This is a genomic window from Mesorhizobium sp. USDA 4413 (genome assembly GCF_056280365.1).
Window position 1 is genome coordinate 26,215 of record NZ_JBVPRP010000001.1, and the last position, 12,127, is coordinate 38,341.

The window sequence follows — 12,127 nt, forward strand, 5'->3', positions numbered from 1 at the left end:
TAAGATAGCGTAAAGATTCTTTATGTCAAGATACTTTTCGGTGAACCATATGGATAGAGCGGGCAGGGCCATGGAACAGTGGCGGCGGGAACGGCCGGATCTCGATGTGTCGCCAATGGGCGTCATCGGGCGTCTGAACGAGGCCTCGGCGCTGATCGCGCGCGACCGGCTCGCCCCGGTCTTCGCCCGCTTCGGACTGCAGATGGGCGAATTCGACGTGCTAGCGACGTTGCGCCGTTCCGGCGCGCCCTGCGCGCTGACGCCAACCGAGCTCTACGAGGCGACGATGGTGACGTCGGGCGCCATGACCGCCCGTCTTGACCGGCTGGAAAAGGCCGGACTGATCCAGCGCGCGCCACACCCCAGCGATAGGCGCGGCGTTGTCGTGCAGCTCACCGCGAGAGGCCGCGAACTCACCGACGACGCGCTCACCGCCCATGTCGCCAACGAGCATGAAATCCTCGCCGGCCTGACGCGCGAGGAGCGGGACATACTGGCGAAACTGCTGGAAAAACTGATCGGAAGCTTAAGCTCGCCGTCTTAGTTCCGGTCGTCGGGAAAGCTCGGGATCGGCATGAACTCGACGCCGTCTTCTATGAGGCTTTGCGCCTCTTCCGGTGTCGCCTCGCCATAGATGCCGCGCGGATCGGTCTCGCCGAAATGGATCTTGCGCGCTTCCTCGGCGAACTTGTCGCCGACATAGTCGGCATTCTCGCGTATCTTATCGGCCAGCGCCTTGAGCTGCGCGAGCGCCTGTTTTTGCGCCTCGCCCATGGCCAAGGCCACTTTCTCCTGCTTGCGCGAGGTCGAAACGGCCGGCGCCATCAGCGCCTTCTCGACCTTGTGGGAGCCGCAGGTCGGGCAATCGACGAAGCCGCGCTTTTTCTGGGTGTCGAAGTCGTCATTGCTGCGGAACCAGGCTTCGAATTCGTGCTCGCGTTCGCAGATCAGGGAAAAGCGGATCAAGAGGCAGCACCCCTCAGACGCGGCGCCTCGCTTGTCCCGGCATTGACGGTGAAATCCCGCGCATTCCTGAGATTGGGGATCTTGCGGCGCGCGGCAAGCGACTGGGCCGGATCGATCTCGGCGACGATCACGCCGGGCTCGTCATGCGCGGCCTCGGCGACGATGCGCCCCCACGGGTCGACGATCAGGGAATGGCCATAGGTCTCGCGCCCGTCCTCATGCAGGCCGCCTTGAGCGGCCGCAATCACATAGGCGCCGTTCTCGATGGCGCGGGCGCGCAGCAGCACATGCCAATGCGCCTCGCCGGTCTGGCGCGTGAAGGCGGCGGGCACCGTCAGCACCTCGGCTCCTGCAACCGCCTCGGCGCGGAACAACTGCGGGAAGCGCAGATCGTAGCAGACGGCAAAGCCCAGCCTCGTTCCGTTGATGTCGGTCACGGCCGCTTCCGTTCCCGGTTCGTAGGACGCGGATTCACGCCAGCTCTCGCCATTGTCGAGATCGACATCGAACATATGGATCTTGTCGTAGCCTGCAATCAGGGTGCCGTCGGGCGAAAACAGGAACGCGCGGTTGGCGAGCTTGCCGTCGGCGCGCAGGATCGCCGTCGAGCCGATATGCAGATAGATGCCGAGCTCCTTCGCCAGCCTGCGCGCGGTGGCGACGACCACGTCCTTGTCCTCGGTGGTGAAGGCGGCTGCTCCCGCCTGCTTGTCGCGGATCAGCGCGCCGGTCATTTCGGGTGTCTGGACGTAGGCGGCGCCCTGGCCGGCAGCCTGCCGGACCAGAACCTCCATGTCCTTTGCGTTGCGCTCCGGGCTGGTCCCCGAACGCATCTGCACCGCCGCCGCCTTGAAAACCCCCATGATCAAGCCCTCGCTCCGTTGGCAAGCAGCACGTCAAGCCGGCCCTGTGACTCCAATTCATGGAGATCGTCGCAGCCGCCGACATGTGTGTCGCCGATGAATATCTGCGGAAAAGTGGTGCGCCCATGCGCCCGCGAAATCATTTCCTGGCGCAATTCCGGCGAGAATGAAGCGTCATGCTCGGTATAGGCCACACCCTTGCGCTCGAGCAACCGCTTTGCGGCCGTGCAATAACCGCACATCATCCGCGTATAGATCGTCACATCGACCATCGATCAGCAATCCTGCCTGCGCATATCGCCCGACAGTTGTGCGAGAACGACATGCACCAAAACAACAACTTAAGCACTATATAGTTGCAGACTCATCGGGCCGAAAGTCCCCCGGCAGCACGCGGGCGAAAGTGAGGATGTCGACCGCCCCGGCGCCGCCTCTCTTCAACGCCTTGGCAACCGCCCTCACCGTGGCGCCGGTGGTGTAGACATCGTCGACGACCAGCACCCGGCGCCCCGCTATCTCGATTTCGGCGTCCGGTGGCACACGGAAAGCGGCGCGGACATTCTCCTCGCGCTCGTGCCGTTCGAGCCCGACCTGCTGACGCGTCAGCTTCACGCGCCTGACCGCGGACGGCGAGAAGGGCAGCCCGCCGAGCTTTGCAACGGCCCGTCCGAGTTCCGCCGACTGGTTGAACTGACGCCGGAAGAAGCGCCGCCAATGCAACGGCACCGGCACGACTAGGTCGGCCTCCGCGATCAGCTCCGCGCCGGCACGCATCATCCACTTCGCCATCCAGGGCGCGAGGTCGGTGCGATCCTGATATTTCAGCCCCTGCACCATCTGCCGCGCGACGCCCGAATAGATGACGGCCGCCCGAGCCCGTTGGAAGGGCGGCGGATCGGCGATTGCCTCGGCAGAAAGAAACCCCTCACCCATGTCGTGGGTGAAGGGCGTGCCCATCACTGGGCACCAGGGTTTTTCCAAAAGCCTCAGCTTCGGCCAGCAGGCGCCGCACAAGACGCCGGGCTGCGATACATGGCGACGGCAGCCGGCGCAAACCGGCGGAAACAACAGCCGCGCCGGCCAGGCAAGCGCCTGCCGCGTCATATCCTGGATCGCTATGCTCTTGATCTTGTGCACCGGATCGGCCACGTGAAAAGAAACCGCGCGTCACCTTAACACCACTCCGGCACGCGCGGACAACAGGAAGCTTTCATTGCAGCCCTTGATCGACACCGCGCTCTGGCTCGCGCGCAAGCGCCGGGCTCTCGCCCGCCCCGTCGAAGGCGCCGATTTCCTGATGCGCCGCACCGCGGAGGATCTTGCCGACCGGCTGGGTGCCGTCGAACGCCGCTTCGGCAAGGCGGCCGCACTGTTTTGTCAGACATCGGCGGCGGCACAGGTGCTTGCCGACAGCGGCAAGGTCGGCGAAATCCTGCGCGTCGAGATGGACGAAGCGCTTCTCGCCGGCAATCCCGGCCTGGTGGCGACGCCGGAAACCGTGCCGTTCGAGGAGAACAGCCTCGATCTAGTGGTCTGCCTGCTCTCGCTGCACGCGATGAACGACATTCCCGGTGTGCTGGCGCAAATCCGCCGGGCGCTGCGGCCGGACGGCCTGTTCCTCGGCGCTCTCGCCGGCGCGGGCACATTGGCGGAATTGCGCGAGAGCATGCTTGCGGCCGAGACGGAGCTTTACGGCGGCGCGAGCCCGCGCATCCTTCCCTTTACCGACGTGCGCGACGCGGGCGCGCTGCTGCAGCGCGCCGGCCTTGCGTTACCCGTTGCCGATGTCGAAACGGTCGCGGTGCGTTACGACACGCTGTTCGACCTTGCCGCCGATCTGCGCGCCATGGGCGAAACCAACGCTCTTCTCGCTCGCAGCCGCCGGCCGGCCGGCAGACGCCTGTTTGCCCGCGCCGCCGAAATCTATGCCGAACGGTTCTCGGATGCGGACGGCCGTATCCGAGCAAGCTTTCCGATCGTCTGGATGTCCGGCTGGGCTCCCGACGCTTCGCAGCAGAAGCCGCTCAGGCCGGGATCCGCCACGGTCTCGCTGAAGGCGATCTTGGAGAACCCGTCGAAGGGCTGAGCCGACGTTCTAGTGAGCGAAGGCGTTGACCAGTCTGCTGTTGTTGTCTGAGAATAGCCACTGGAGCGCATCCGCGGCCTTGCCGATGCCGCCAACGATGACAAGCGACAGCACGGTGAGGATCAGACCATATTCAATAGCCGTGGCGCCCGATTCATCTTCTATGAATTGCTGCAGCAGGTTTTTCATGGTCATCGATCCCTCTTGTCGGCAACCATAGTCCCTACCCGTTAAGAAAGGTTAACAGCAAAAGCTTAACAGCGGGTGAAACAGCCGCTTCTCGGTGAATTTATTAACCACGTCAGCACTCGCCGCTGCGGCTGCCGTCGTTGCGGATGACGCAGATTGAACTGGGCATTGGCTGCAGCACGCTGCGGCGCACGGTATATGTGTTCAGGCGATGGCCGATCGATCCGGTCGCCGTCATGTCGAGCCCGCCGGGGAAGCCGTCGCGGGCGCTTTGCGGCCGGGTCTGGTTATCCAGGAAAGGCGTCGCGATCAGCGCCAGCGCCACCGCGGCCGAACCGAAGAGAAGCGTGATCCGCAGGATGCCCATGCCGGCGTCCACCGCGCGGAAGCCTCGATCGGGCCGGATCGAGTCCCAGTCTCTTTGAAGGCTCATGCCGTGTTTCCCAATCATCGAGATCTCGCCGCGCGAACGGCCTCGTGCAATTTTTCACGTCGAGATAAATCTTCGATTAACGCTGGCTAAGCGGCTCCAGGAAAACATGCGGCAACATCCGCAGTCTTCGGAAACGGTTGGCGCCGCGAAAGCACGCCGCGAAATCACAAAAGATCGATGAGAAACTGGATCAGCGGCGCGTCGGCCGGCGGCATCGGATAGTCGCGCATCTGCCGCGGCCTGACCCATTTGAGCCCCTGCCCTTCCCTGGGCTGTGCGATGCCGCGGAAGCGGCGGCAGATATAGAGCGGCATCAGCAGATGGAAATCGTCATAGGAGTGGCTGGCGAAGGTAAGCGGCGCCAGGCACGGAATCTCCGTCTCGATGCCGAGCTCCTCGTGCAACTCGCGGACCAGGCACTCCTCCGGCGTCTCGCCGGGCTCGACCTTGCCGCCTGGAAACTCCCACAGCCCTGCGAGCTGCTTGCCCTCGGGGCGCTGCGCCAGGAGCACGCGACGGTCAGCGTCGACCAGCGCGCAGGCGGCGACCAGGAGCAGGCGCTTTCCGGTTGGTTTGATCTCGCTCATGCGCCTGGCGGCCGTCGATAGTGATAGCGATAGACTTCCTCGAAGCCGAGCGACCGGTAGAGCGAGAGCGCCGGTAGATTGCTGGCCTCGACCTGCAGCCAGGCCTCGCGCGCGCCGCGCAGCCGCGCCCATTTGAGCGCGGAGAGAATGAGGTTGCGGCCGTGGCCCTGTTTGCGTGCGGATTTTTCGGTGGCGACCTCGAACAGCCCGGCGAGGTCGCCGTCATGGACGCAGATCAGCGTCGCCAGCGCCTCGTTGCCGTCCTCCAGCGCGAACAGCCCCGCCTCCGGCTGGATGGCGCCGATGACCTCGGACAGGCCGGGCCGCAGCGATGCGTCCGAGCCGCTCGTCCTGAGCGACGCGCCGATGAAGCGGCTGATGTCCTTGAGCGGTATCTGGTCCATGGCCGCGCCAAGCTCGAGGTCCTTCAGCGGCAGCCGCATCACCAGGGATTCGTCGAACCTGTTCCAGCCGGCCTTGTCGAGATGCGTGGACAAGACCTGCCCCGACAGCGGCGACATGCGGAAGGTCAGCGGCCTGCCATAGGCGTCGAACCGCCTTGCGGCGCGGCCGATGCGCTCCTCGATGGCGTGCGTGTCGCCCGGATCGAGCGGATTGACCGTGTTGAGGCGCTTGGCGGGGTGCCCGGCCGTGAGCCGCACCACCCAGGTCCCATCATAATGGACGGCGGCCGCCGGCCAGGCGCGAAAACCCGCCGCCTCGTAGCGGCGCACGATTGCCAGCACGCTAGCCGGATGCCTGGACACCGGCGCCATCAGCTCCGGTAATCGCCGTTGATGGCGACATATTCCTTGGTGAGGTCGCAGGTCCACACCGTCGCCTTGCCCCGGCCGATGCCGAGATCGGCACGGATGCGGATGTCGTCGCGCTTCATATAGGCCGAGGTCGCTTCCTCCGAATAGGCCGGATCGCGCTCGCCCTCATGCGCCAGGCGGTGGTCGCCGAACCAGATCGACAGCCGGTCGCGATCGGCGGGCTCGCCGGCCTTGCCGACGGCCATGACGACGCGGCCCCAATTGGCGTCCTCGCCCGCGACCGCCGTCTTGACCAGGGGCGAATTGGCGATCGAAAGCGCAATGCGCTTGGCCGAACGCGCCGATTTGGCGCCGGTGACGGTGACCTCGACCTGCTTGCGCGCGCCCTCGCCGTCGCGCACCACTTGCAGCGCCAGCGACTTCAGCACCTTGCCGAGCGCCCGGCGGAACGCGCCGAGCCGCACGTCCTTCGGATCACTGATCGCCGGCGCCCCGCGCGCGGCCGCCTTGCCGGTCGCGAAGATAAGCAGCGTGTCACTGGTCGAGGTGTCGCTGTCGACGGTCACCGCATTGAAGGTCTTGGCCGTGCCGCGCGACAGCAGGTCCTGCAGCACGGGGGCGGTGATCGGCGCGTCGGTGGCGATGAAGGAGAGCATCGTCGCCATGTCGGGCGCGATCATGCCGGCGCCTTTGGCGATTCCGTTGATGGTCACGTCCGCGTCACCGAGCTTGACCGTCTGGGTCGCCACCTTCGGATAGGTATCTGTGGTCATGATCGCCTTGGCCCCCTCGGTCCACAGATCCGGCTTGCCGTCCTTGACCAGGCCGGCCAGCAGATGGCTGAATTTCGTGGTGTCGAGCGGCTCGCCGATGACACCGGTCGAGGCCAGGAACACTTCGCTCTCGGAACATCCCGCGGCCTTTGCTGCGGCCTCGCCGGTCAACGCCGTCGAAGCCTTGCCCTTCTTGCCGGTGAAGGCATTGGCATTGCCGGAATTGACCACCAGCACGCGCGCCTTGCCGGCAGGCAGGTTCTGGCGGCAGAAGTCGACCGGCGCCGACGGACATTTCGACCTGGTGAACACGCCGGCGACCGCCGTGCCCGGATCGAAGACCATGGCGAGCAGGTCGGTCCGATTCTTGTATTTGATGCCGGCTTCGGCGGTCGCGATCCGCACACCCTCGATGACCGGCATCTTCGGATATTTCTTCGGCGCGAGCGGCGAAATCGTAGCGGACATCGGGACCCCGGTGCGGCAAGAACACAAAAGGAAGGCCGGTTTGCCCGATAGCGCGCCCCGGCGCAAGGGGCGTTCTGGCCGCGCCGTTCCGGCTTGGCGGCGGCTCTGCAATCGGAAACGCGTCGTTTCGTTTCGTCGCCGAAGCCAATATGATCGGCGGCAGATTCACCGGCTAAGGAAGACCTCGATGGGCGAAGCCGCCGCTCGCGGGCGCAAGTCGATCGGCGCGAAACGCAATCCCGAGAGTGCCGATGCCATCGTCAGGGCCGCCGAGGCGGTGTTGCGGGAGGCCGGCTATGCCGGCTTCTCGATCGAGGCCGTGGCCCGGCGGGCGCGGGCGGGAAAGCCGACCATCTATCGCTGGTGGCCGAGCAAGGCGGCGCTGCTGATCGAGGTCTACCAGCGGCAGAAGCGCGTCGAGACGCCCGACACCGGAAACATTGAGGACGATCTGGTGGGCTTCCTGGAAAATCTCCTCGCGCATTGGCGCGACACCCCGTCGGGCAACATCTTCCGCTCGCTGATCGCCGAGGCGCAGTCGGACGAGGCAGCCGCCGCAGCGCTTGCCGAATATTCGAAGGGACGCCGCAGCCATACCGGCCGGATGATCGAGCGCGCCAAGATGCGGGGCGAGGTGGCGGCCGATGTCGATGCCGGGATCGTCGCCGACCTGATAGCGTCCTACGCCTGGCGGCATCTGCTGACCGACCGCCTCGACGACAACGAGGCGGCGATCCGCGCCGCCGTGCGCTACCTCACGCGGGGGATAACGACCGCCTGAGCCCCGGAAAGCGAAAGGGCGCCTACAAGGCGCCCTTTGCAGAACCATCCGGCGGATGCGGTTACTTGCCGCCTTCCAGCGTATCGACGTCCTTCTTGAGCTTCTGGTCCGGGATCTCGACCTTGGCGGCCGCGCGCAGGTCCTTGACCATGGCGAAATACTTGTCGCGGATCACCGCCTGCTTGGCCTGGTCCTTGACGTCGTCGAAGGCCGGCGGCTGCTTGGCGCGCTTGTCTTCGAGCTTGATGACGTGCCAGCCGAACTGCGTCTGCACCGGCTCCTTGGTGTATTTGCCGACGTCGAGCGCGAAGGCCGCCTTGTCGAATTCCGGCACCATCTGGCCCGGTCCGAACCAGCCGAGATCGCCGCCGTTGGTTTTGCCCGAGGGGTCATTGGTGTGTTCGTTGGCGAGCTTCTGGAAGTCGGCGCCGCCGTCGAGCTGCTTGATGATCGCCTCGGCCTCTTCCTTTGTCTTCACGAGGATGTGACGCGCATGCACTTCGTTGACCGGCGGCGTGTTGGCGATCTCCTGGTCGTAGCGGGCGCGCACTTCGGCGTCCGTCACCTTGTTGACCACTTCCTTCTCGACCACTTCGCCATGCAGGGCGCGGGCCTGCAGGAAAGCCATGCGGCGCTGGAAGTCGGCGTCCTTGTCGAGGCCGCTGTCGACCGCCTTCTTGGCCATGACGCGGATTTCGATGGCCGCCGAAAGGGCGGCCGCGCGGCGCTGGTCGGGCGGCAGTTGCGCGAACTGTTGCGACAGTTCGCCTTCGGCGAGCTGCAGGTCGGCCTCGGTCAGTTTCTCGCCATTGATGGTGGCGACCACGGCATTGGGGTCGACCGGCTTCGCGGGAGCGGCGGCAGGCGCGGCAGCATCCGCGGGCTTGGTCTCCTGTGCCATCAGCGGCGACAGGCAAAGAGCCGAGAGCCCGAAGGCCAGACCGAGGCTGGCGAGCGAGGCGCGGCGGAACGACAGGGACATCGAGAGAAACTCCAATGGGGATTGCCAATAAGGATCGCGTGAGCGAAAGGGTTCCTGATCAGTCGGATTGTGGCGGAATTTGGCGCTACCCATAGGGCTAACGCGGCGTTGACATCGATTGAGCCCCCTCTTATCTGTCCAACGACTTGGCGTCCAGAACCGTTTTCCGGGCGCTTTTTGCGTTTGTCCGCATTCACGCGGATTTGATGGGCCCGCCCGGTGCCTGTCGCAAACGGCTAAAATTGCTATCGAAAGGACCATTGGATGGTCAGTCTCGGCGGTCTCGCCCGTAAGGTTTTCGGTTCTTCCAACGATCGCCGCGTTAAGGCGACCCGGCCCAGGGTCGAAGCCATCAACGCCATGGAAAACGAGATGCGGGCGCTTTCCGACGCCGAGCTTGCGGGGCGCACTGAAAAGTTCCGCCAGGATCTCGCCAACGGCGCTTCGCTCGACGATCTCCTGGTTCCGGCCTTCGCCACGGTACGCGAAGCGGCCCGCCGCGTGCTCGGCATGCGGCCTTTCGACGTCCAGCTGATCGGCGGCATGGTGCTTCACAATGGCGGCATCGCCGAGATGCGCACCGGCGAGGGCAAGACCTTGGTCGCCACCTTGCCCGTCTACCTCAATGCGCTCGCCGGCAAGGGCGTGCATGTCGTCACCGTCAACGACTATCTTGCCAAGCGCGACGCCGAATGGATGGGCCGCGTCTACAAATTCCTCGGCCTGACCGTCGGCATTATCGTCCACGGCCTTTCCGACGATGAGCGCCGCGAGGCCTACGCCTCCGACGTCACCTATGCCACCAACAACGAGCTCGGCTTCGACTATCTGCGCGACAACATGAAGTATGAGCGCTCGCAGATGGTGCAGCGCGGACATTCCTACGCCATCGTCGACGAGGTCGATTCCATCCTGGTCGACGAAGCGCGCACGCCGCTGATCATTTCCGGTCCGCTCGAGGACCGTTCGGAAATGTACAACACCATCGACGCCTTCATGCTGAAGCTCGGCCCGGCCGATTACGAGGTCGACGAGAAGCAGAAGACGACGATCTTCACCGAGGACGGCACCGAGAAGCTGGAAAATATGCTGCGCGACGCAGGCCTGTTGAAGGGCGAGTCGCTCTACGACGTCGAGAACGTCGCCATCGTCCATCACGTCAACAACGCGCTGAAGGCGCATCTGTTGTTCCAGAAGGACAGGGACTACATCGTGCGCAACGGCGAGATCGTCATCATCGACGAGTTCACCGGCCGCATGATGCCCGGACGCCGCTATTCGGAAGGCCTGCACCAGGCGCTCGAGGCCAAGGAGCATGTGCAGATCCAGCCGGAGAACCAGACGCTGGCCTCCGTCACCTTCCAGAACTATTTCCGCCTCTACAAGAAGCTTGCCGGCATGACCGGCACGGCGCTGACCGAGGCCGAGGAATTCGCCAACATCTACAATCTCGAAGTCACCGAGATCCCGACCAACCTTCCGGTCGCCCGCAAGGACGAGGATGACGAGGTCTACCGGACGGTCGACGAGAAATACAAGGCGATCGTCAAGGAGATCCGCGACGCCCGCGATCGTGGCCAGCCGATCCTGGTCGGCACCACATCGATCGAGAAATCCGAGCTGCTGGCCGAGCGCCTGCGCAAGGAAGGCATCAAGGACTTCGAGGTGCTGAACGCACGTCACCACGAGCGGGAGGCGTCCATCGTCGCGCAGGCCGGCAAGCCCGGCGCCATCACCATCGCCACCAACATGGCCGGCCGCGGCACCGACATCAAGCTCGGCGGCAATGCCGAGATGCGCATCGCCGAGGAGCTTGGCGACATGCCGCCCGGACCCGAGCGCGAGGCCCGGGAAAAAGAGATCAATGACGATGTCGAGCGGCTGAAGGAAAAGGCGCTCGCCGCCGGCGGCCTTTACGTGCTGGCCACGGAACGCCACGAATCGCGCCGCATCGACAACCAGCTGCGCGGCCGCTCCGGTCGACAGGGCGATCCGGGCCGCTCGAAATTCTTCCTGTCGCTGCAGGACGATTTGATGCGCATCTTCGGCTCCGAGCGCATGGACGGCATGCTGCAGAAGCTCGGCCTCAAGGAAGACGAAGCGATCATCCACCCCTGGATCAACAAGGCTCTCGAGAAAGCGCAGAAGAAGGTCGAGGCGCGCAACTTCGACATCCGCAAGAACCTCCTGAAATATGACGACGTCTCGAACGACCAGCGCAAGGTGGTATTCGAGCAGCGTCTCGAGCTGATGGACGGCGAAGGCCTGTCCGAGACGATCGCCGAGATGCGCGAAGGCGTCATCGAGGAGATCGTCGCCAAGAACATTCCCGAAAACGCCTATGCCGAGCAGTGGAATGTCGCCGGCCTCAAGGAGGAGGTGGCGCAGTATCTCAATCTCGACCTGCCGATCGAGGAATGGGTCAAGGAAGAGGGCATCGCCGAGGACGACATCCGCGAGCGCATCACGGCCGCGGCCGACGCCGCCGCCAAGGAGCGCGCCGACCGCTTCGGCCCGGATGTGATGAACTATGTCGAACGTTCGGTGGTGCTGCAGACGCTCGACCATTTGTGGCGCGAGCACATCGTCAACCTCGACCATCTGCGCTCGGTCGTCGGCTTCCGCGGCTACGCCCAGCGCGACCCGCTGCAGGAATACAAGGGCGAAGCCTTCGAGCTGTTCCAGGCCATGCTCGGCAATCTGCGCCAGGCCGTCACCGCGCAGCTGATGCGCGTCGAGCTGGTGCGCCAGGCGGCCGACGCGCCGCCGCCCGAAGCGCCGGAGATGTTCGGAAGCCATATCGACGGCTCCACTGGCGAGGACGATTTCCAGGGCGGCGAGACCGCGCTTCTGATGCGCCAGGACACCAACGCCGTCGTCGCGCCGGAAAATCGCGACCCGAAGAACCCCGCGAGCTGGGGCAAGATCGGCCGCAACGAGCTCTGCCCCTGCGGCTCCGGCAAGAAGTACAAGCACTGCCACGGCGCTTTCGCCTGACGCTTATTTCCTTCTCCCCGTTCAACGGGGAGAAGGTGCCCGAAGGGCGGATGAAGGGCAGCGCCGGCGTTCCCGCGATCACGGTAGAACGTCGAGTTAGGCTTTCCTGGCAACCAGTGAGCACAGGTTTGCGTTGGCAGGCGGCATGCCTGCGGGATTGGCCGAAACCCTCATCGCGATCGTCATTCTAGGGCGGAGCAGGAGCGAAGCTCCGTCGCGAAGACCC

14 protein-coding genes are annotated in these 12,127 nt (G+C 64.7%); 4 read left to right on the forward strand and 10 right to left on the reverse strand.

Going from position 1 to position 12,127, the window contains the following annotated elements; all coding sequences use genetic code 11:
* Positions 1 to 49: 49 nt before the first annotated feature.
* Positions 50 to 544, forward strand: a complete 495-nt coding sequence (locus tag ACVMIM_RS00110) for a MarR family winged helix-turn-helix transcriptional regulator (protein ID WP_476109637.1) — start codon at positions 50 to 52, stop codon at positions 542 to 544.
* Here the strand turns inward: ACVMIM_RS00110 and ACVMIM_RS00115 are convergent.
* From ACVMIM_RS00115 to ACVMIM_RS00130, 4 genes are all read right to left on the reverse strand, one after another.
* Positions 541 to 966: a DUF1178 family protein gene (locus ACVMIM_RS00115; RefSeq protein WP_476109638.1), complete on the reverse strand. Its 426-nt coding sequence runs from the start codon at positions 964 to 966 to the stop codon at positions 541 to 543. The two genes, ACVMIM_RS00110 and ACVMIM_RS00115, sit on opposite strands and share 4 nt — an antisense overlap.
* On the reverse strand, positions 963 to 1,829 hold the full coding sequence (locus ACVMIM_RS00120) for a carbon-nitrogen hydrolase family protein (protein ID WP_476117048.1): 867 nt from the start codon (positions 1,827 to 1,829) through the stop codon (positions 963 to 965). The genes ACVMIM_RS00115 and ACVMIM_RS00120 overlap by 4 nt, the downstream gene beginning before the upstream one ends.
* Positions 1,830 to 1,831: 2 nt before the next feature.
* Entirely contained in the window at positions 1,832 to 2,101 is a 270-nt protein-coding gene (grxC, locus tag ACVMIM_RS00125) for a glutaredoxin 3 (protein WP_040998470.1), read from the reverse strand.
* A 76-nt stretch (positions 2,102 to 2,177) separates the two neighbouring features.
* Complete coding sequence (locus ACVMIM_RS00130) at positions 2,178 to 2,978, reverse strand: ComF family protein (protein WP_476109640.1); 801 nt, start codon at positions 2,976 to 2,978, stop codon at positions 2,178 to 2,180.
* A gap of 64 nt (positions 2,979 to 3,042) precedes the next feature.
* Between ACVMIM_RS00130 and ACVMIM_RS00135 the strand changes: the two genes are divergently transcribed.
* Entirely contained in the window at positions 3,043 to 3,915 is an 873-nt protein-coding gene (locus ACVMIM_RS00135; RefSeq protein ID WP_476109641.1) for a methyltransferase domain-containing protein, read from the forward strand.
* Between the two features lie 9 nt (positions 3,916 to 3,924).
* Here the strand turns inward: ACVMIM_RS00135 and ACVMIM_RS00140 are convergent, their stop codons facing one another.
* From ACVMIM_RS00140 to argJ, 5 genes are all read right to left on the reverse strand, one after another.
* The gene (locus ACVMIM_RS00140; protein ID WP_476109642.1) at positions 3,925 to 4,110 is read right to left on the reverse strand and encodes a Flp family type IVb pilin; all 186 of its coding nucleotides are present in this window, start codon (positions 4,108 to 4,110) and stop codon (positions 3,925 to 3,927) included.
* Positions 4,111 to 4,216: 106 nt separating this feature from the next.
* Positions 4,217 to 4,537: a hypothetical protein gene (locus ACVMIM_RS00145; protein ID WP_476109643.1), complete on the reverse strand. Its 321-nt coding sequence runs from the start codon at positions 4,535 to 4,537 to the stop codon at positions 4,217 to 4,219.
* A 164-nt stretch (positions 4,538 to 4,701) separates the two neighbouring features.
* Entirely contained in the window at positions 4,702 to 5,124 is a 423-nt protein-coding gene (locus ACVMIM_RS00150) for a (deoxy)nucleoside triphosphate pyrophosphohydrolase (RefSeq protein ID WP_040998478.1), read from the reverse strand.
* Entirely contained in the window at positions 5,121 to 5,900 is a 780-nt protein-coding gene (locus tag ACVMIM_RS00155) for a GNAT family N-acetyltransferase (protein WP_476109645.1), read from the reverse strand. Before ACVMIM_RS00155 ends, ACVMIM_RS00150 begins: the two co-directional genes overlap by 4 nt.
* Positions 5,900 to 7,141, reverse strand: a complete 1,242-nt coding sequence (argJ, locus tag ACVMIM_RS00160; RefSeq protein WP_476109646.1) for a bifunctional glutamate N-acetyltransferase/amino-acid acetyltransferase ArgJ — start codon at positions 7,139 to 7,141, stop codon at positions 5,900 to 5,902. The genes ACVMIM_RS00155 and argJ overlap by 1 nt, the downstream gene beginning before the upstream one ends.
* A gap of 187 nt (positions 7,142 to 7,328) precedes the next feature.
* Between argJ and ACVMIM_RS00165 the strand changes: the two genes are divergently transcribed.
* Complete coding sequence (locus tag ACVMIM_RS00165; protein ID WP_476109648.1) at positions 7,329 to 7,922, forward strand: TetR/AcrR family transcriptional regulator; 594 nt, start codon at positions 7,329 to 7,331, stop codon at positions 7,920 to 7,922.
* A 61-nt stretch (positions 7,923 to 7,983) separates the two neighbouring features.
* Here the strand turns inward: ACVMIM_RS00165 and ACVMIM_RS00170 are convergent, their stop codons facing one another.
* Complete coding sequence (locus ACVMIM_RS00170) at positions 7,984 to 8,904, reverse strand: peptidylprolyl isomerase (RefSeq protein ID WP_476109650.1); 921 nt, start codon at positions 8,902 to 8,904, stop codon at positions 7,984 to 7,986.
* A 264-nt stretch (positions 8,905 to 9,168) separates the two neighbouring features.
* Here ACVMIM_RS00170 and secA point away from each other — a divergent pair, with 264 nt between their 5' ends.
* Positions 9,169 to 11,901, forward strand: a complete 2,733-nt coding sequence (gene secA, locus ACVMIM_RS00175; protein ID WP_476109651.1) for a preprotein translocase subunit SecA — start codon at positions 9,169 to 9,171, stop codon at positions 11,899 to 11,901.
* Positions 11,902 to 12,127: the final 226 nt, after the last annotated feature.